This is a genomic window from Campylobacter iguaniorum, from assembly GCF_000736415.1.
GTDB classification, from domain to species: domain Bacteria; phylum Campylobacterota; class Campylobacteria; order Campylobacterales; family Campylobacteraceae; genus Campylobacter; species Campylobacter iguaniorum.
Genome location: NZ_CP009043.1, coordinates 614,475 through 635,266, shown reverse-complemented (window position 1 = coordinate 635,266; position 20,792 = coordinate 614,475). Strand labels below are relative to the sequence as shown.

Below are 20,792 nucleotides of genomic sequence, written 5' to 3'. Positions count from 1 at the left end.
AAATATGAAAAAATTTGTAATGATTCATAATGAAAATTTATGTATAGGCTGTCAAGCTTGCTCTGTAGCTTGTAGAAACGAAAACAAAGTCCCAGATGATGTATATAGGCTTCAAGTTCATATAAAAATGAGTGGAACATTTCCTCATTTAAAAAGTGATTATACAAGACATAGTTGCGTGATGTGCGAAGATAGTCCTTGCGTATCTGTATGTCCTACTGGGGCTAGTTTTAAGACAGAAAACGGCATAACTCTCATAGATGACAGGCTTTGTGTTAGCTGTAAATACTGTATTTTAGCCTGTCCTTATGATGCAAGATTTGTTGATCCTATCACAAAAGCTATAGGAAAATGCACATTTTGTTATGAAAACAGGCTTTTAGAAGGCAAAGAACCAGCTTGTGTAAGCGTGTGCCCTACTGATGCTTTGGTATTTGGCGATGCCTTGGATCAAAATAGCGAGGTTAGCAAACTCATAGCTAAAAAAAGCATAGAATACCCAAAAGCCTACCTAAATACAAAACCAAGACTTGGATTTATAAAAAACACAAAAGGAGGACGCTATGAATAATATGTGGGGAAGCACAGCACAATTTGATGCGATTTATTGGCCTTGGCCCATTGCTATTTATCTATTTTTAGCAGGGCTTAGTGCTGGAAGTATTATGGTTGCTTTATTAGTCAAATGGAATAAGCACGAAGACAATGCAAACTCGATATGGGACGCAATGGTTAAAGCTGGAGCTATCATAGGACCAGTTACTATCTGTCTTGGTCTTTTGCTTCTTATCATAGATCTTGGAAAGCCACTTAGTTTTTACTGGCTGCTTATAACTTATAATATAACATCAGTCATGAGTATAGGTGTTATCTTCCTTTTGGCTTACACTCCATTTGCATTTTTGTTTGCAATGATGATATTTGAAAAAGAGATAGAGCAATATAAGATTTTTGCCGTTTTGCGACCTTTGACTAAATTTATCAGGTCATTTGCTAAAATATCAAAAAATATAGAATACATACTATTCGTTCTTGCAATCTGTGTTGCTATGTATACTGGATTTTTACTTGGTGCGATAGAAAAAATTCCTTTGTGGAACACCCCTATTTTGCCTATTTTATTTTTAGTTTCCGGATTTTCAAGTGGAATTGCTGCAAATATACTTATAGGAATGTTATTTTTCAAAGGCTCATTAAACAAAGATAGTATCAAATACTTGCTCGTGCTTGATTTAAGAGCTATTTTATTTGAGATACCGCTTTTGATAATACTCTTTTTAGGATTATATCTTGGAGGTGCTAAAGAGTTTGCCAATCTAGCACTTAGCGATACATTTTATGGCACAGTATTTTGGATAGGAGTTGTTTTTGTAGGGCTCTTCTTACCAGTTTTGATAGCTGCTACAGCACTCAAAAATCATGCCTACAAACCTCTTTATATAGTTATAAACTCTTTAGTAGTTTTAGTTGGAGTTATAATACTAAGGTATTACGTCGTTTATGGCGGACAAGCTCTTATTTAAAATATTTAAGTACAATCTGGCATAAATTTAGTTTGCCAGATTGGAGTTAGTTTTGAAAATTTTACTTCTCGAAGATGATTACGAATACCAAATAAGCGTAAAAGAGTATCTAGAAAACTTAGGATATGAGATAGATGAGGCAAGTGATGGCATAGAAGCTTGCGATAAAATAGCAAAAAATAGCTATCATCTTTTGATACTAGATATAAAAGTTCCTGAAATTTCAGGACATGAAGTTATGAAATATGCCAAAAATCTAAATTTACAAGCCCCAATCATGATAATGACATCATTGACAAACATAGAAGACATAAGCACAGGATATGAGCTAGGCTGCAATGAATATCTCAAAAAGCCATTTAATCTAGCAGAATTAAAATTTCGCGTAAATGAGCTAATGAGAAAATACTACTCAAAAGATGACAAAAATATAATCAAAATAGCAAAAAATTTTGATTATGATACAAATTTAAAACAGATAAAAAACGGTCAAAATATAGTAAATTTAAGCCAAAAAGAGATAAATTTGATAGAGTTTTTACTCAGCAGAGTTGGAATGTTTTCAAGTATCGATGATATAAAATACGAAATTTGGGAAGATAAAGAGATAGACGATGCTGGAATAAGAATGCATATAAAAAACATAAGAAATAAAACAAGTGATGATTTTATCATCTCTCACAGAGGCATGGGATATAAGATAAATGTTTAATCAGATAAAAATCCCAATCCTTGCTACGCTTATTTTGATGCTTTTATTTGTAGCGCAAGGTATTCAAACCATAAATTTAAGCATAAAAAACGAGCAAAACAAAGACATAATCTTGCTTACAAACAAAAGCAGTTATTTAGAGCAAAATATACAAAATCTAAAAAATGAAGATAGCTTGATATATGAGTTTGCCCTTTATGACTGCAACGAAAATATCATCATCTCAAAACTAAGCAAAAATCCAGCAAATTTAAACTTCCAAGTCTTGGTAAATAGTGGATTTATATACTATAAAACTGCCCTATTTTTAGATAAAAAACTACATTTTTTGGTTGTAGCAAAAAAGCAAAACTGGTACAAAATAGCCCTTATTGGCGCCTTGCTTTTTGTTAGTACGATCATCGTTATTTTTATATCAGTATACTTCGTATATCACAGTACGCTCAAAATTCACGAGAAACAAAAAAAGATAATGGACTCATTTTTTAATGACGCAATGCATGAGTTAAAGACTCCACTTGGAGTAGCCACCATAAATTTAGAGATGTTAGAACTAAAAAACAAAAATACACATCGAATCAAATCAGCTCTAAAACAGATGAAGATAACCTATGAAGATGTTGAGTTTTTTATCAAACACTCATACGAAAATTTTCCAAAAAAAGTTATAAACTTTTCAGAGTTTTTAGAACAAAGAGTTAGATTTTTAACCACGATAGCAAGGTCAAAAAATATAGAAATCAAATATTTAATAACTCCAAATTTAAAAGTTTTTATGAGCGAGATAGAGCTTACTAGACTCATAGACAACAATATATCAAACGCTATAAAATATTCAAAAAGCGCAAATAAAATAGAAATTTATCTAGATAAGATAGATAATCAAGCAGTATTTACAGTAAAAGACTATGGAAAAGGCATAAAAGATACTAAAATTATATGGCAAAGATATGCGAGAGAGGATCTATCTCAAGGCGGGTTTGGTCTTGGACTAAATATAGTTTTAAATATTTGCAATAAATACAACATAAAATACAATGTCGAATCAATCCCAACAAAAGGTAGCAAATTTACTTATAAAATCTCTTTATTCAAAGAAAAACTTATCGATTCTTTAGTTAAGAATTCTCTCTAGTCTAGAAGTGGATATGACGTTATCATTATAGTGCAAGACTATATATCCAATTTTATTATTAGATATGTCTATTAGTGGTTTTGAGTAGAAATAATCATCGCCAAGTCTAGAAAATTTTAGATTTTCATAGTTAAATCTCCGTAAATTTGGCAGTAAATTTACATTTGATATATTTTGGTTTAATATATAATGATTTTTTAGCAAATTTTTATCTATATCTTGTATACAATCACTATCAAAGCTTTTATCTAAAAGTATGAATATATTTAGTCCTTGATTTTTAGCAACATCATCGAGGGCTGAAAAATTCAGCATTACTTCCAAACTCCCCATAAATTTATTTTCAAAAAATATAGGAGAAATCCCACGTATAAACATTCCACATCTTCCGACTTCTATGCCAGAAAGTGGCTGCATATTGTTTTTGATATCATTTAGCATATATCTAAAGCCACTAAGATTATCACCAAATTTAGTATCATCCCAGCTTCTTGCAAGGCTTATGACATCTGCATTATGCATATGTATATTGACATCTTTATACTTTGGAATATGTCCAATGATACCGATAAACTCTTTTGCGGCGTTCATACATATCTCATGATTTTGTGTAACGTAGCAGTTTTTTATAGTATCACTTTTTGAAAGAAGTATAGATATGGCTAGAGCATTTAGACGTTCATTTTCTAAAGATCTAGCCATGAGTTCTGAGTTAAAATCAAAGTATTTTTTTATGGTTTGCTCTTTTTGTGATTGCAAATAACCATAGTAAAAAACAGACAACACGACTAGGCAAACAGATATAAAAATAAAAAATATTTTAAAAAGTTTACCCAATCTCTTCTCCTAAATTTATCTCACAAATAATCTTACTCTACAGTAACGCTTTTTGCAAGGTTTCTTGGCATATCCACGTCATTTCCAAGTCTGATAGAAATCTCTAAAGCAAAAAGCTGAAGCACTATCATCATCTCAAAAAACTCACTCATAGGGTGCTCATACGTATTTGTCTGAATAAAATCATCACTAAGCTCAAATGCAACTGGGCTAATAGCTGTGATATTCGCGTCCCTTGCAGCTAGCTCTTCGACGTTTGATTTGGTTTTTTCATACAAAAGAGTTGAAGGCAAAAGTGCTATAGTATAAAGGCCATCATCAGCTAAGGCAATTGGCCCATGCTTCATCTCTCCAGCAGGATAGCCCTCAGCGTGCAAATAACTTATCTCTTTTAGCTTTAAAGCGCCCTCTAAGGCAAGCGGATAAAATATATCACGCCCAATAAAGAAAAATCCATGACCATGCAAATAATGCTTAGCAAGTCTGTAAATCCTCTCTTGAAGTTTTGGATCAAAGTGTACCACGCTTGGAATATTTCTAAGTGCTTTTAGCTCATTAAGCATTGTTTTTTCATCTATCACGTTTCTAAGTTTGGCTAATTTTAAGCTCAAAAGCCATAGGCAAATGACTTGAGTAGCAAACGCTTTTGTACTTGCTACGCCCTTTTCTATTCCAGCACGGGTCAGCATAACCTCACCAGCGAGCCTAACTATACTTGAGTTATCAACATTGCAAATCGCCATTGTTTTTAAGCCATGCTCCTTTGCGATTTTTAAGGCCTCAAGGGTATCGGCTGTCTCGCCACTTTGCGATATGACGATGAAGAGTGAGTTTGGTTTTAAAAGCGGCTCTTTGTATCTAAACTCACTTGCGATTTCGACTTTGGCTCTGATTTTGGCAATTCTCTCAAACAAATAACTAGCAGTGATTGCGGCATGATAGCTCGTACCACAAGCACAAAGCACAACCTCATCTATACCATCAAAAACATCATCGCTCACTTCTAAATTTACATTATCATCTTTAACTCTACCCATCAAACATTCGCTGATGACTTGACTTTGCTCGTAAATTTCTTTTTCCATGAAAAATCTATAACCATCTTTTTGAGCGTATCCTTTGTCCTTTGGTAGCTCTGTAAATGATAGTTGCAAGGCTTTTAGGTTTTTATCAAAAATCTCAATAGCTCCTAGTTTAGCGTGTCCGATGACGCCGTCTTCAAGGTACATTGCCTCTTTTCCAAGACCGATAAGTGACGCATCTGAGCTAGAAAAATATATCTCATCGCCATTTTTAGCTACGATAAGCGGAGCTGCATTTTTGGCAAAAAACACTTCACCATAAGCTGCTTTTGTGATAAGCAAAGTAGCGTAAGCTCCCCTTAGTCTTGCTATTGTTTGTTTATAGGCTTCAAATGGGCTTTTAGCTGTTTTGTTGTATCTCTCAAAAAGATGAACGATGACTTCAGTATCTGTTTGAGAGATGAATTTAACCCCCTGGCTTTCAAGCTCATCTTTTAACTCTTTATAATTTTCTATTATGCCATTGTGTATCACGAAGCTATATTCGCCAAGATGTGGGTGGGCGTTTATCTCTGTTGGTTTGCCGTGCGTCGCCCAGCGTGTATGACCTATAGCCACACCAAAACCCTCACTGCTAAAATCGCTCATTTTATTTGATAAATTTTCAAGCTTTCCAACTGCTTTAAAATAATGTATATCACTGCAGCACTCGCCACTCATGATGGCCATTCCAGCACTATCATACCCACGGTATTCAAGCTCTTTTAAGCCGCCTATTATGACTGATTTTTTCTCTTTAGATCCTATGTAACCAACTATTCCACACATAAATTTCCTTTTTATCTATCTACTTAAATTTACTGATCTTTTGTGACTATCAAGTCTAAGATCTTTTTATAATTTGCTTCTAAGCTATCGCTTTTTTGTATCAAAAACAGATTTCTGGTTCTATTTTTAATGGTTTGAATTCTAGCATTAGCAACCTTAATATCAAATTCCTCAAACACTTCTAAAATATAAGCCATCAAACCACGCTGATCTTTTGCGTTGATGTTGATTTTAGCATAAATTTCAGAATGATTAATATCAAAGCTAATTTCATTTTCCAAAATAACTGGCTTTGTGGTATTTGCCCTTTGCTTATCACAAAGTGCTGCCATAATGATGATTTCTAAATTTTGCATTTCAGCTATGCTTGCTGGATTGTTGTACTCAAGCTTGACGAAGCATTTGTTATCAAATAGCTCAAATATCTCCATATAAGCAAGGTCTAGGTGGGCTAATTTACTTAGCACCATAGACACGTTCCAGCCACGTTTGGTGATGATTTCTATACAAAAGCCATCTTTGTTATTTGTGTTTATGGCTATGTTGCTGCAATTATCAGCAAAAAGCGCTATACGTATAATCTCGCTTGGCGGGTATTTGATAAACAATAAATTTGAAGGTATAGAAAATATTAGTTCTTGCTTATCTTTGCTAAGCTCCAAAAACTCTTTTTGCTTTTTGATAAGAGCGATTTTTTTGGTTCTTCTTGAAGCCTCATCAAGCAAATTTGCCTCACTTTTATCAAAACTACTCATTGCTATCTCGTAAAGCTCTCTTAAAAGTTTTGCATTATATGAGTTGTAAAAGCCATCATTTGTCGCATTAATCTGACAATAAGTAAGGATATAAAGCAATTTTATAGCTTGTTTGTCATGGAAATTTGAGATGAAATTCAGTATAACTTGCTCATTGTAAATATCTTCTCTATTTGCTACGTTATTCATCAAAGTATGAGTTTTAATGAGCGTGATACCCATATTTATGGCTTTTGGGCTTAGTTTTAGCTTGTTTGCGTAAGCTCTGAAGATATTTGCTCCAGTTATGAGATGATCGCCACTCAGCCCTTTTCCCACATCGTGCATCAATGCGACAAGTTTTATCAGCGTTTTGCCGTCGCTACAAAGGTCATCATGCAAGCTTTTTATAAATTTATCATTTATGTTTTCAAGATGATAAACGCAAAGCAAGCTATATTCATCAACGCTGTATTTATGATAGTCATCAAGCTGCGCTAAATGCCTTGTATGCTCCATTGGACGAACGAACAAAAACAAAAGCTCAGCATCAAGCAAAGCGTTTAATATCCCAAAACAGTGCTGTCTATGAAATATCTTTTTAAACTCAAGCAAAGATTTTTCTATGCTATCTTTTTTGATGAGCGATCTTTTCATATAAAATATGGTTGTTATATCAAATTTAAGCTCAATATCTGGAAGTCTGTTTATATCTTTTATCAGAGCACCTATCTCTTTTGATTTTGCGTGTTTTGGGACATAAACCGTGCTTGAAATATTATAAAAGCCGTTTTTGAGCCTAGAAGCTCTTTTTTGGAAAAAGCTTAAATTTGAACTAAAATGAGTGTAAAAAAGTGATTTTGCAAGGTATCTTGAATACACGCCGATAGTTTGCATACAAGTTAATGCCTTCGTAACTAGCAAAATATCAGTGCCTAGCATCTTTTTTTCTTTAGTTTGCATGACATCGCAAACCTCGTGCAAAAACTCACTCTTTAGCTCGTCGCTTCCACCACTTATATGAAGAGCCGATCTTAGTGAGCTTATGAAATCAGCAGCTAAATTTATCTCGCTAATCTCTTTTTCGCTTATGACTTTTAGGGCGTGTGATTTTGGCGTATTATCATCAATTGAGTTTAAAAGCCAAAAAATCCTTTTATAATCGTAAAATCCACCATAACCTTTTTTTAAATCTGGCTTTTGGTTTAGGAGTTTAATCCTGTCATAAGGTGCTAATTCTTTTAAATGAAATTTGATAAATTCATCTTTTTTGTACTCTTTTAGTTCATTTATCTTATCTCTTGTGAGCTTATAAAGCTGTTTTGACGCACAGACAAAACGGATTTGATAAAACATAGTTTTAAGCTCCATATCGCCTTTTAGCAGATCAAACATCTCATCTATCTCATAAATTTTATAGTTTATATATAAATTTATATCTTTTAAAATTTTGATATAGCTTTCTACTATAAGCCTTACATTATATCCTGGAACATTTTTGTATGAGATAAAAAAATCTATGCTACTTTTAACGCTCATTTCATTCATTCCATAGCTTCCTATGGCTATAACTGTTATTGGAATTTGGTCATCATCTGGAGCAAAAGAGTCGAAATACTTTATCTTTACAGCCTCAAACGCACACTTAAAAAAGTTATCTATCTCTTTGCTTTGGTACACTCCAAAGCTTCTTCCGCCAAGCTTTGCAAACTGTTTTTTTAAGTTATTTTTACACCTTAAAACATTATCTTTACAGCTTTGTAAGATATCGTCTTCATCTTTTGATTTTAAAAGTTTTATACTGCTTATTCTAGCCATTTAACCCCGCCAAAATGTATTTCAGAAATTTTATCAAAAAAATCCAAAAAAAAAGCTTTTTTAAGTCGGGTTAGCGTATAATTAACCCTTAAATTTAAAAAGGTAAATTTGAATAATGAATATAATTGATAAGCTTGAAAATGGCGTTAGATTAGGTCTTGATGATGGTTTAGAGCTTTATGAAATGGATCTTTTTACACTTGGTAAATATGCAAATTCCATAAGACAAAAATACAACTCAAATAAGGTCTATTTTAACATCAATCGCCATATAAATCCTACAAATTTATGCGCTGATACTTGTAAATTTTGTGCTTTTTCAGCTCACCGCAAAAATGATAATCCATACACAATGACCCACGAAGAAATAATGCAAATCGTAGATAACACCGTCAAAAACGGTACAAAAGAGATCCACATCGTATCTTCTCACAATCCATTTGTAACTTGGCAATGGTATCTTGAAATCTTTAAAATGATAAAAACTAAATATCCATTTTTGCATGTCAAAGCAATGACCGCAGCCGAAATCGACTATCTCAAAAGAAAACATGGATTAAGCTATGAAGAGACTATAAATTTGATGATAAGTTACGGCGTAGATAGCATGCCTGGCGGTGGTGCTGAGATATTTGCCGAAAATGTAAGAGAAAAAATCTGCAAAGGCAAAGTAAGTAGCGAAAACTGGCTAAAAATCCATTCATTGTGGCACCAAAAAGGTCGCCAAAGCAACGCTACTATGCTTTTTGGGCACATAGAAAGTAAAAAAGATAGAATAGATCATATCTTAAGGCTTAGAGATTTGCAAGATGAGAGCCTAAAAAGACAAAATGGCGGCGGATTTAACGCATTTATCCCACTTGTTTATCAAAGAGATAATAATTACTTAAAAATAGACGGGATTTTGGGCTCGGCAGAAATACTAAAAACTATGGCAATTAGCAGGATTTTGCTTGATAATATCAAACATATAAAGGCTTATTGGGCGACTTCTACTCTAAATTTAGCCCTTGTAGCCCAAGAATTTGGCGCTGATGATTTGGACGGTACGATAGAAAATGAAAGTATCCAAAGCAGCGCAGGAGCAAAAAGCAAAAACGGACAAAATATCAAGACTTTTATAGAGCTTATTCAAACAAGTGGCTTTGTGCCAGTTGAACGCGATAGCTTGTATAATGAGATAAAAATTTATAGTTAAGGGGAATGAGTGAATTTTTTTAAACTAGAAGAAAATAATACTTCTGTCAAGCAAGAGTTCAATGCTGGGCTTACTACATTTCTAGCCATGATGTATATTGTGCCAGTAAATATGCTTATCATGGGAGATGCTGGAATGCCAAAAGACGCACTTCTGACAGCAACTGCGGTTATCACGATAATCTCTTGTATATTTAATGGCTTTTGGGCAAACACTCCAGTCGCACTGAGCGTTGGAATGGGGCTAAATGCTTACTTTACTTATGGACTTGTAATAGGCATGAAAATACCTTGGCAAACAGCTCTTGGCGTAGTTTGTTTGAGTGCGATTATATTTGTCTTGCTTAGCTTTACAAATTTTCGTATATGGATAATGAAAAACATCCCAATCGATCTAAGACGAGCTATAAGTGCTGGTATCGGAGCTTTTATCTGCTTTATCGGGCTTAAGCAAATGGGCTTCATCGTAGATAATCCAGCGACTTTAGTTTCTATAGGAAACGTTAGCGATCCAAAGGTTTTTGTCGGTATCATCGGGCTTATTTCTATCATATCATTTTGGGCTTTGAAGCTTAAAGGTGGATTTATACTTTCAGTTATTGTCACTTCTATCTTTGCTTGGGTTTTTGGGATTTATGACGCTCCAAAAGAGTTTTTCTCAGCTCCAGCTTCAATAAGCCCTATTTTTATGCAGCTTGACATACTAGATGCATTAAAACTAGCTCTCATTCCAGCTATCATAACATTTTTTGTAACTCACCTTTTTGACTCAGTTGGCACGCTTACAGGCGTTTGCAATAGAGCAAATTTATTTGACGAACACAATGAAGAAGGCACTCACAAACTAGCTAAAAACCTAGAAAGCGACGCCATAGCAAGCGTGGCTGGCTCTATCGTAGGAACTAGCACGATTACAGCTTTTGCTGAGAGTGCAAGCGGTGTTGAAGCTGGTGGCAAAACTGGACTAACAGCAGTATTTACTGGACTTTTATTTATATTTACGCTATTTTTGTTACCACTATTTAGCGCTATTCCAGCAAATGCCATATATCCTATTCTTGTGATGGTCGGCGTGCTTATGTTTAGCGAACTTGGCAAGGTAAATTATAATGACCCAGCAATCTGTGTTTCTACATTTTTGACAGTTTTGCTTATGCCACTTACCTACTCTATCACAGTTGGTCTAAGCATTGGTTTCATATCGTATTTTATTGTAAAACTAGTCCTTAGGAAGTGGGAAGATATAAACTCAGGTATCATAACTCTAACACTTATTAGCTTATTAGCATTTTTAGTTACATCAGCACCAGCATTTTTTGGTAAATTAATCGGTGCAAATTAAGGAAATTTATGACATATTATAGTTACTCATCATTTGAAAAAGACGTTAAAGTCTTATCTAGTAAAATCCAAAATGACTTCGCTCCAGAAGTTATCTTAGCAGTGGCAAGGGGTGGACTGACTCTAGCTCACGCTATAAGTATGAAGCTAAATAATAGAAACTGCTTTTGTCTAAACTCAATTCACTATGAAGATACAAAAAAACTTGACACTATCAATATTTTTAATGTACCAGATCTAAGTAAATTTAAAAAAGTGCTTATCGTCGATGATATGGTAGATAGCGGAGAGAGTATTGTCGCTATAAAAAGAGAGCTTTTAAGCAAATATCCAAATTTAGAGCTAAAAATCGCTACTATTTTTTACAAGTCAAAAGCACTTCTCATACCAGACTACAGCGTCAAAGAGGCTAATGACTGGATAGAGTTTTTTTGGGAAAGAATAGATTAAAAGGATAGTTATGAATAGGCTAGAACTATTGGTTATGTACTTTTGCACAGGGCTTACTTTGTGCGTGCTTTATGCAACTCAGCCAATAGGTCCGGTTTTTGAAGTCGAGCTTGGCATAAGTAGGACTGAGGCGACGCTATTTACGACTTCTATGATGACGCCACTTGCTTTTGCAAGCATATTTTATGGATATATTCTTGAGCGAGTGGCGATCAAAAAACTTCTTATTTTAGCATTTTTACTTCTTGGGGTTAGTGAGATTATTTTTAGCCTTTCAAGCTCGTATTTTTGGATGCTTAATATCCGTGGATTTCAAGGGCTCTTAGTCCCAGCGGTTTTGACTGGAATCATGAGCTATATCTCTACTGCATCAACCAAAGAAAACGTCGCAAGTGCCATAGGAGCCTACATAGGCGTTACTATCATAGGCGGATTTTTAGGTAGATTTTTTAGCGGATTTTTTACAGATTTGTTTGGCTGGAGAGTGTTTTTTATAATGGTAGGGATTTTACTTTTGCTAGCTGCATTTTTGGTATTCAAATTTAGCAGCAGTATCAGCGCTAGTTTCATAAAACCAAAACTAAAAGACATAATCCACATACTAAAAATAAAACATAATTTATACATTTACATGATGATATTTGGTATCTTTTTCTCATTTCAAGCTATATTAAATTTCATACCATTTGAGCTTACAAATTTAGGCAACGAATACAGTGGCAGCAAGACTGGAATGATGTATTTCGGGTATGTTCTTGGAGTTTTGATATCATTTAATCTAAAAAAAATAGTCGCAGTTTTTCGCACGGCTCAAAACGCCATAATATTTGGAATTATAGTATTCTTAATCGCTCTTCAAATTTTTAGATTTGAGAGTTTTTTAGTGATGTTCGTGGCTATGCTTGTATTTTGTATCGGCAACTTCATCGCCCACTCTGTAGCAAGTGGATTTATAAACAAAATGGCAGAGTCACACAAAGGCATCTCAAACGGGCTTTATGTGAGTTTTTATTACGCTGGCGGGGCGCTTGGTAGCTTTTTGCCAGGATTTATTTATATGCAAAGCGGCTGGGGCGCGTTTCTTACGCTTATCACAGCTATTAGTAGTCTGTCGCTTGTCATGATTTTGGTGCTAAAGTATGCAAAACAGAGCGTTTAATCTATTATGGTTAGTTGCGATTATAGGGTTAAATTTAGCCCTTTTGCTCTTTAGTATTTCAAGCCTTAGCATAAGCTATGATGAAGCAAAAATATTTTTTTTAGGCGACACTCTTTTACACAAAATCATAAATTTATCCACCACTTATTTTGGGCAAAACGATTATGCCTTAAGGCTTCCATTTCTCATAGCTCATTTTTTTAATATCATTTTGCTATACAAAATCTCAAATTTATATCTCAAAAGATACACAGATAGGCTAATTTGCGTTGTTTTATATATGTTTTTACCAGGAGTACTAGCCAGCGCGATACTTGTAAATGAAGCTAGTTTTATCATACTTATCACACTTTTGATTATATATTTTGAGCAAAAAAGTTTGCCTATACTAATGATTGTTTGCATTGTTTTATCATTTTTTATCAGCCAATCATTTGTGAGCTTATACATAGGACTTGCTCTATTTGGCTTATACAAAAAACAAAAACTAAGCCTCGCAACTGGAATTATCGCTGCTGTTATTTGGTTTTGGCTTTTTGGATTAGAAACTGATGGAAAACCAAAAGGGTATTTGATAGACACATTAGGCGTTTTTGCCGCTGTGTTTTCGCCACTAGTATTTTTGTATTTTATCTACACGACTTATAGAATTTGGATAAAAGAAGATAAAAATCTACTTTGGTTTATCAGCACGACTGCATTTTGTGTATGCTCCTTGCTATCTATCAGACAAAAACAGAGCCTAGAAATGTTCTTGCCATTTTGCGTGATTTTAACCCCACTCATGGTGAAAGTTTTTTTCAACTCATATAGAGTTAGACTGCCTAAATTTAGGATTAAACATAAGATTTGCACCATTATAGTTTTATCATTTTTAGCCATAAATTCATTTGCGAGTATATTTCATAGCGTCATATATCTGTTTTTAGATGACCCCAAAAAACATTTTGTTTATAAATATGATGTCGCAAAAGACCTTGCAAATAGGCTAAAACTGCTTAGGATCCACGCTGTGAAAACAAACTACGATATGGCTATCAGACTCCAGTTTTACGGTATCAAAAAAGGAAATGAATATATCCTTAGCCAAAAAAGGCAAGATGGTTGCGACAATAGTTTAATCAAAATCACTAAATTTGACAAAGTCATAGCCAGATATTACATTTGCAAAGCCCAGTAAATTTATGATATACTTGAGATTATGAAAAAAGCATTTACATTATTAGAATTAGTTGTAGTCATCGTGGTAATCGGCGTGTTGGCAAGTGTTGCTATGCCTAGATTTGATAGAAATAATCTCCAGCTAGCAGCCGATCAGATCCTCAGCCATATTCGCTACACTCAGCACCTTGCTATGGTTGATGATAAATTTAATCCAGTAGATGCGAATTGGTATAAATCAAGATGGCAAATATATTTTAATACTTATAATGGGGAGCAAACATATACTATATTTTCAGATTCACCGACATACAGTGGAAATCCAGATGGTAAAGAGATAGCTAAAAATCCACTGAAACCAGATCAAATGCTTACAATTGGACACTCTGGAATTTCTACCATAAATCCAAGTCCAGAGTTAAATTTAACTAAAAAATATGGAATAACAAATATTACTCTTTCTAGCGGTTGCTCTGTAAGTGGAAGTAAAAGAATAACATTTGATGAGTTAGGTAGACCGTATAAAGGAAATATAAAATCAAATTCAAACGCATATCAAAATGCTGCAAGTGATTGCTCAATCAAAATTTCAACAAAAACAGAGTGTATCAATATAAAAGTTACATCAAGAACCGGCTATGCTTATATTGATACTGCTAAATGTACCCTATAAACTCACTCATTTCTAAGAGTTGTTAAGATATCGACATTGCTGGCTTTTTTAGCTGGGTAATATGATGAAAAAGCAACGATAAAGATCGCTCCAACCACTATCATCACAAGATCTATTAGCGATAATTCCATAGGCAACTTACTGCTTCCATACACGTCAGCTGGCAAATTTACTATATCAAAACTTCCAAGCAACCACACTCCAAAAAGCCCAAGCACAAGACCGAAAACTATTCCGCTACCGCCAACCACTAATCCTTGAGCAAAAAAGCTCTTTTTTATCTCGCTTTTACTAGCTCCTAAGGCTAACAATAAGGCTATTTCTTGGCGACGATTCATCACTGTCATAAGAAGTGAGCTTATGATATTTAAGCTTGCTACTAGTATAATCAGCATCAAAACGATAAAAAGTGCCCGTTTTTCAAGCGCCAAAGCACTAAAAAAGTTTCCATTTTGTTCCCACCAGCCTATGGCTCTTTTGCCTATAGGAAGAGTTTCGTTTATTTTTTTTATGTCAGCTCTTGGATTTTGTGAGTAAATATGGATGCCATCATAAGTCCCATAATCATAGCCAAGGACTTTTCTAAGTGCATTTACATCAGTGTAACTATAAGCCTTATCATAAGCTATAAGACCTGAGCTAAAGTCGCCAACTACGCTAAATCTCTTCATCTTAGGCACGACAGAAAACCCGCTCGGATCGTTTTGCATAAAGATCAGAGTGACCTTTTCATCGCCTCCAAGTTCATTTTTCATACCTTTACCAATGATGATTTCAAAACCACTTGGAATTTGACCTTTTAAGGCTTCATTTATGACTGAATTTATCTGTCTTTCATCTTCAAAATCCACACCAAAAACAAGCCCACCCTCCATAGAGTTGCCACTTTTTACGATAGTTTGAGCATTTATGTATGGGCTAAATTTAAGCTCTGGAAACTTTAGTTTTAACTCTTCTACATCTAAATTTGTTATATTTGCCTTAGAGTGGCTCATGATTGTGATAGGATAGTTCATAGTAAAGAGTTTTCGCTCAAATTCTTTATCAAAACCATTCATTATTGCCATAGCCACGATAAGCACCATAAGCCCAATGCTTACGCCTAAAAACGCAAGCAAAGCCGAAAGGCTGATAAAAGGCTGTGTTTTATCAAATCTTAGATATTTTAAGAGTAAATACTTTACCATTTAAGCAAAAATCCCTTTTTTAGGGCCACTTTTGCCGCAACACTCTTTATATTTTTTACCACTTCCGCAAGGGCATGGATCATTTCTAGCTATTTTTTTTGAGCTTTGAGCTTCTTCTTTACCGGCTTCTTCTCTTTGGCTCTCTTCTTGATTTTCTTCAGCCGCAGGAGCTGCTTTAAATCTTATGATTTGCAAGGTTTTAACGCTTTCATTTTTAAGCCTGCTAACAAGCTCCATAAATAGATTGTAGCTCTCCTTTTTATACTCAGTGAGCGGATCTTTTTGGTTATATCCACGAAGTCCTATGCCTGTTTTCAATATATCCATTTGATACAAATGCTCTCTCCAAGCGTTATCCACGACTTGCAAGTAAAGAACTTTTTCTATATTTTTTCTTTGTTCATCATCTATAGGTGACATCTTTTCTTCATAATCGCTCGCTAGTTTGTCTGCGACCTTTTGGACTAGTTCTGCGTGAGTTAGCCCCTTTAGTTCATCTTCACCAAGCTGTGATCCAGTCTCGCTATAAACCACATTTACAAGTTTATTTAGATCAAATTCATCACTTAACGCACCGTCAAATATCTCAGCAGTATCAAGCAGTGTTTTTACAAAATCATCTCTATTTGAAATAATCTTATCTTTTAGATCAAACTCAGGATTTAGAAGCTCATTTCTATATTTATAGATTGTTTTTCTTTGCTCATTTGCCACATCATCATACTCAAGTATGTGTTTTCTACTTTCAAAGTGCAAGCTCTCGACTTTCTTTTGAGCGTTTTCAACAGCTCTTGTGACAAGTCTGCTTTCGATACTTTCGCCCTCTTCTATGCCAAGCCTATCCATGATAGCTTTTATCTTATCGCTACCAAAAATTCTAAGCAAACTATCTTCCAAACTTAGGTAAAAACGGCTCATTCCAGGATCACCTTGACGTCCGGCACGACCTCTTAGCTGATTATCGATACGGCGGCTCTCATGGCGTTCAGTTCCTATGATATAAAGCCCACCTATAGCTCTAATCTCATCGCTTATACGGATATCAACACCACGTCCAGCCATATTTGTAGCTATCGTTACTGCGCCTTTTGCACCAGCTTCAGCGATGATTTGAGCTTCTTTTTCGTGGTTTTTAGCGTTCAAAACAGAGTGAGCGATTTTTTCTTTGGCTAACATTTTATGGAAAACTTCACTCTTTTCTATACTTGCAGTTCCTACAAGCACAGGCTGACCTATGGCATTTGCTCTTTTGATTTCTTCAATTACAGCTTTAAATTTCTCATTTTCGGTTTTGTAAATCAGGTCATCTTTATCAACTCTTTTTATCGGTACGTTTGTTGGGATTGATATAACATCTAACTTGTAAATTTGAGAAAACTCAGTAGCTTCTGTTTGGGCAGTTCCTGTCATGCCTGAGAGTTTTTCATACATTCTAAAGTAATTTTGAAATGTAATATCGGCTAGAGTTTGGCTCTCTTCTTGGATTTTGACACCCTCTTTTGCCTCAAGTGCTTGGTGAAGACCCTCGCTAAATCTCCTTCCCTCACTCAAACGTCCTGTAAACTCATCTACGATTATTACTTGCTCATCTCTTACTACGTAATGCACGTCTTTTTCAAATAGATTGTGAGCTTTCAAAGCTTGATCTAGATGGTGGCTAAGAATGGCATTATCAAGGTCATAGAGATTTTCCACGCCAAAGAGCTTTTCTGCTTTTGAGATACCAGCTTCTGTTATCATTATGGTGCGGTTTTTCTCATCTACAGTAAAATCTCCAGTTGCTTTTTCTTGTGGAGTGGCTGCTGGAGTACCTTTTACTAGTTGTCTTGCCACTGCGTCAGCCTTGATATATCCATCAAGTGTGCGATTCGTTGGTCCGCTGATGATAAGTGGCGTTCTAGCCTCATCGATCAAGATACTATCGACCTCATCGACGATTACGTAGTTATGCTCTCTTTGCACCTTTGAGCTAAGCTCAAATTTCATATTATCACGCAAATAATCAAAGCCAAATTCATTGTTTGTGCCGTAGGTTATATCACTATTATAGGCAGCTTTCCTCTTCTCATCGTCATATTCGCCACCAAGCACAACTCCCACGCTAAGACCTAAAAAGTTATAAATCGCACTCATTTGAGTGGCGTCTCTTTTTGCAAGGTAGTCGTTCACTGTCACTACATGCACGCCTTTGCCGTCCATAGCATTTAGCACAACTGGCAAGGTGGCAACCAAAGTCTTACCCTCACCAGTCTTCATTTCAGCTATCTTGCCATCATTTAAGACCATACCACCTATTAATTGCACGTCAAAATGACGCATATTTAAAGTTCTTTTACTAGTCTCTCTGACTATCGCAAATACATTGTTTAATATATCATCTTTTGTTACTTTACCACTATTTAAATCAGCTCTAAGCTTGTCAAATTCAGCCCTAAGCTCATCATCGCTCAAATTTGCATATTTGTTTTCAAGGTTATTTATCAAAGCGACTCGCTTGAAATATTTCTTTACTTCCTTATCATTTCTAGTGCCAAAAATCTTTCTTGCAATAGCTGTTATCATCACTCAACCTTATTTTAAATTTATAGTCTGATATTTTATCTAAAAACGGTTAAATTTTTTCTTTATGGCTATTTTTATTAGGTTATTTTGGGTAAAATATGGTAATTTAAAAAATCAATAAATAAGGTAAAAAATGAAAAAATTTTTAGTAGTTTTATGCGTCTTAGCTAGCTGGTTAGTAGCAAACGAGCTTAGCTTCACAACACTTTCTAGCAACTTTACTCAAACAGTCCAAAGCCAAACAAAAAAGATAACATATAGTGGATATTTTGTAGCTAAAAAAGATATTGGAGCATTTTGGCATTACAAAGAACCTATCAAAAAGCTTATATATTTCAACTACGGAAGAGTGACTATACTAGAACCAGAGCTAGAGCAAGCTATCTTAACTGATCTTAAAAACTCTCCAAATTTAACCGATATTTTATCAAGTGCGAAAAAAATCTCAAATGATAAATTTGAAGCGTTGTATGATGATACAAAGTACATTATCACAGTCAAAAACTCTCTTCCAGCAAGAATAAGCTACACTGATAAATTAGACAATAAAGTAGATATTTCCCTTAGCCAAACTAGAAAAGACGAACCCATAAATGAGGGGCTTTTAGAGCCAAAGATTCCAGAGTATTATGATATTTTAACAAACTAATTCTCACCAAAATCATTACCAAAATTTTTATTTAGCTCCTTTGTTATGTCATTTGGAGCTAACGTCTTTTCACCGCACAAATCTCTATCTTTTATAGCTTTGATTATCTTTTCTATGTCTATTTCATTTACGATTTTTAGGCTGATTATATAGATCTCTTCTATCTCTATTCCATGTTTTTTTGAAGCATATTTTATAAGTGTTTTTTTGAAATTTTCCTTGCCAAGCGAGGTTAGCATATCTTCAGCGTAAAAGCTACTAACTATGATATTTATACTATCAAGCAAGGCGGCTTTATTTGCGTCATCATGTCTTGTTTGTATATCTAGGCTCATTGAGATTTTTTTCATATTATTTGCACCAGATTTTGAGTACAAATCACTTTGAAAGTCATTTATGCTGATTGTGTTTGCCGATACAAATATTGCCACGCATAGCGATAAAAGAATTTTTTTCATATGTTTTCCTTTATAAATTTAGTATTTTCGTAAAAATCCCTAACTTCATTATCGATTTTAACAACGCTTTTTAAGTAATTTTGAAAATTTGCACTTTTGCCATAATAAAGATAAAGCCCATTTGGATTAGTAGCTCTTGAAAGCGCCACGTAAAGCTGACCGTTGGCAAATATATGATCCAAACTACAAGCAAAACGCTCTATGCTCATGCCTTGAGATTTGTGTATCGTAATGGCGTAAGCTAGTTTTAGTGGGAATTGCATGAAACTCGCTCTAATGTTTTGCGTAACCTCATCGCCGTCCAATCCAAAATCATAAAGCTCATATTTACAAGGCTCCACTTCGATGATAACGTCATTATCCTTTTTGACTAGTATGCTTTGAATTATATTTTCATTTTTGATAAAATCCACAACCACGCCTTGCTCGCCATTAAAATATTCGCCCCATTTATTAGCCAAAAACATCACCTTAGCGCCTATTTTTAGCTTCAGCTCATAAGGTGAGTTTAGATTATTTATCCATTTATCAATCGCTTGATCACTTAACTTGGTATCGTAAATATCCACACTAGCGACTAAATTTTCAAGCTTGGCATCTATTTGGCTAAGCCTTTGCTCATTTAGTCTATCGGCGTCATAATTCCTACCAAAAAGTACAGTCATATCATTTGGGATTTCTTCAACAAGTCTGCTATTTAAAAACTCACAAATCTCACTATCAATCTCACCTATTCTAATGCGTGAAAGTAGCTCATAAAACTTCAAATCGCTAGTTCTTTTAGATAGCAAAAGCTCTACATTGCATAAATTTAAGCCATTCCAAGCAGATGAACTAAAAGCATAATTAAAACTAAAAAGTGCATTTGGATCAGTTTTTTTCACTGGCGGAAGCTGATAAAAATCCCCAACAAGCAAAATCCTACCCCTAAATTTAAACGAAATCAGCCTATAATTTATCATCTCCATAAGCTCGCTACTTATCATAGAAACTTCATCGATGATAAGCAAATCGCAGCTTTCTATTATCTTTTTTAGTTCGCTTAATTTTCCTCTTTGCTTGCGGTCAAGCAGTTTTAGCTCTTCGAAATTTGAAGATATTCCAAATTTAAAAAAGCTATGACAACTCACGCCACCTATCCCAACTGCGCTTATGCCAGTACTTCCAAGTATGACTATGTTTTTTCCAGCTTTTTTGTATGCGTGAATGATCTCTTTGGTGATGTAGCTTTTGCCAACACCACCGCCACCAGTTAAAAACAAATTTGAACGACTTAAAATTTCTAAAATCTCATATAGCAAAACAGTTCCTATTTTTTGTTATAATTATACAAAAAAATCATAAGG

At 34.6% G+C, this 20,792-nt stretch carries 18 protein-coding genes; 11 read left to right on the top strand and 7 right to left on the bottom strand.

Features of this window, described 5'->3' with window-relative positions:
* The first annotated feature begins 4 nt into the window (after window positions 1-4).
* Genes CIG1485E_RS03225 through CIG1485E_RS09585 form a run of 4 tightly spaced genes read left to right on the top strand, consistent with a single transcriptional unit; the run spans window position 5 to window position 3,370 of the window.
* The gene (locus tag CIG1485E_RS03225; RefSeq protein ID WP_038453665.1) at window positions 5-571 is read left to right on the top strand and encodes a 4Fe-4S dicluster domain-containing protein; all 567 of its coding nucleotides are present in this window, start codon (window positions 5-7) and stop codon (window positions 569-571) included.
* A complete protein-coding gene (nrfD, locus tag CIG1485E_RS03220) occupies window positions 564-1,523 on the top strand; it encodes an NrfD/PsrC family molybdoenzyme membrane anchor subunit (RefSeq protein WP_038453664.1) in 960 nt (319 codons plus the stop codon). The genes CIG1485E_RS03225 and nrfD overlap by 8 nt, the downstream gene beginning before the upstream one ends.
* Before the next feature lie 52 nt (window positions 1,524-1,575).
* Window positions 1,576-2,235, top strand: a complete 660-nt coding sequence (locus CIG1485E_RS03215) for a response regulator transcription factor (protein ID WP_038453662.1) — start codon at window positions 1,576-1,578, stop codon at window positions 2,233-2,235.
* Complete coding sequence (locus CIG1485E_RS09585; RefSeq protein ID WP_038453659.1) at window positions 2,228-3,370, top strand: sensor histidine kinase; 1,143 nt, start codon at window positions 2,228-2,230, stop codon at window positions 3,368-3,370. Before CIG1485E_RS03215 ends, CIG1485E_RS09585 begins: the two co-directional genes overlap by 8 nt.
* Here CIG1485E_RS09585 and CIG1485E_RS03205 read toward each other — a convergent pair.
* From CIG1485E_RS03205 to CIG1485E_RS03195, 3 genes are read right to left on the bottom strand one after another with little or no spacing between them, the layout of a single operon-like run.
* Window positions 3,350-4,207 carry a cache domain-containing protein gene (locus tag CIG1485E_RS03205; protein ID WP_051870908.1) on the bottom strand — a complete coding sequence of 286 codons (858 nt, stop codon included), beginning with the start codon at window positions 4,205-4,207 and terminating at the stop codon, window positions 3,350-3,352. The genes CIG1485E_RS09585 and CIG1485E_RS03205 overlap by 21 nt on opposite strands.
* Before the next feature lie 32 nt (window positions 4,208-4,239).
* Window positions 4,240-6,057, bottom strand: coding sequence for a glutamine--fructose-6-phosphate transaminase (isomerizing) (gene glmS / locus CIG1485E_RS03200; protein WP_038453657.1), 1,818 nt, complete (start codon window positions 6,055-6,057; stop codon window positions 4,240-4,242).
* Window positions 6,058-6,086: 29 nt separating this feature from the next.
* Window positions 6,087-8,609 carry a [protein-PII] uridylyltransferase family protein gene (locus CIG1485E_RS03195; protein WP_051870907.1) on the bottom strand — a complete coding sequence of 841 codons (2,523 nt, stop codon included), beginning with the start codon at window positions 8,607-8,609 and terminating at the stop codon, window positions 6,087-6,089.
* A gap of 112 nt (window positions 8,610-8,721) precedes the next feature.
* On the opposite strand from CIG1485E_RS03195, the gene mqnE reads away from it, so the two are divergent.
* The 6 genes from mqnE to CIG1485E_RS03165 are packed head-to-tail and all read left to right on the top strand — an operon-like array spanning window position 8,722 to window position 14,590.
* Window positions 8,722-9,807 carry an aminofutalosine synthase MqnE gene (gene mqnE, locus CIG1485E_RS03190; RefSeq protein ID WP_235183863.1) on the top strand — a complete coding sequence of 362 codons (1,086 nt, stop codon included), beginning with the start codon at window positions 8,722-8,724 and terminating at the stop codon, window positions 9,805-9,807.
* Window positions 9,808-9,816: 9 nt separating this feature from the next.
* Window positions 9,817-11,148, top strand: a complete 1,332-nt coding sequence (locus CIG1485E_RS03185) for an NCS2 family permease (protein ID WP_038453652.1) — start codon at window positions 9,817-9,819, stop codon at window positions 11,146-11,148.
* 8 nt (window positions 11,149-11,156) lie between these two features.
* Window positions 11,157-11,597, top strand: coding sequence for a phosphoribosyltransferase (locus CIG1485E_RS03180; RefSeq protein ID WP_038453650.1), 441 nt, complete (start codon window positions 11,157-11,159; stop codon window positions 11,595-11,597).
* Between the two features lie 10 nt (window positions 11,598-11,607).
* Complete coding sequence (locus CIG1485E_RS03175) at window positions 11,608-12,756, top strand: MFS transporter (protein WP_038453647.1); 1,149 nt, start codon at window positions 11,608-11,610, stop codon at window positions 12,754-12,756.
* A complete protein-coding gene (locus CIG1485E_RS03170; RefSeq protein ID WP_038453645.1) occupies window positions 12,737-13,936 on the top strand; it encodes a membrane protein in 1,200 nt (399 codons plus the stop codon). Before CIG1485E_RS03175 ends, CIG1485E_RS03170 begins: the two co-directional genes overlap by 20 nt.
* Window positions 13,937-13,957: 21 nt before the next feature.
* Complete coding sequence (locus CIG1485E_RS03165; protein WP_038453644.1) at window positions 13,958-14,590, top strand: prepilin-type N-terminal cleavage/methylation domain-containing protein; 633 nt, start codon at window positions 13,958-13,960, stop codon at window positions 14,588-14,590.
* 2 nt (window positions 14,591-14,592) lie between these two features.
* Here CIG1485E_RS03165 and CIG1485E_RS03160 read toward each other — a convergent pair whose 3' ends face one another.
* Window positions 14,593-15,777 (bottom strand): ABC transporter permease, encoded by a 1,185-nt coding sequence (locus tag CIG1485E_RS03160; protein ID WP_038453641.1) that lies wholly within the window; start codon window positions 15,775-15,777, stop codon window positions 14,593-14,595.
* A complete protein-coding gene (gene secA / locus CIG1485E_RS03155) occupies window positions 15,778-18,339 on the bottom strand; it encodes a preprotein translocase subunit SecA (protein ID WP_038453639.1) in 2,562 nt (853 codons plus the stop codon).
* A gap of 133 nt (window positions 18,340-18,472) precedes the next feature.
* On the opposite strand from secA, the gene lolA reads away from it, so the two are divergent.
* Window positions 18,473-18,988 (top strand): LolA-like outer membrane lipoprotein chaperone, encoded by a 516-nt coding sequence (lolA, locus tag CIG1485E_RS03150; RefSeq protein ID WP_038453637.1) that lies wholly within the window; start codon window positions 18,473-18,475, stop codon window positions 18,986-18,988.
* Here the strand turns inward: lolA and CIG1485E_RS03145 are convergent.
* Together CIG1485E_RS03145 and CIG1485E_RS03140 are read right to left on the bottom strand one after the other, a co-directional pair.
* Window positions 18,985-19,446: a hypothetical protein gene (locus CIG1485E_RS03145; protein WP_038453635.1), complete on the bottom strand. Its 462-nt coding sequence runs from the start codon at window positions 19,444-19,446 to the stop codon at window positions 18,985-18,987. The two genes, lolA and CIG1485E_RS03145, sit on opposite strands and share 4 nt — an antisense overlap.
* Entirely contained in the window at window positions 19,443-20,747 is a 1,305-nt protein-coding gene (locus CIG1485E_RS03140; RefSeq protein ID WP_038453633.1) for an ATP-dependent DNA helicase, read from the bottom strand. The genes CIG1485E_RS03145 and CIG1485E_RS03140 overlap by 4 nt, the downstream gene beginning before the upstream one ends.
* Between the last annotated feature and the right edge of the window lie 45 nt (window positions 20,748-20,792).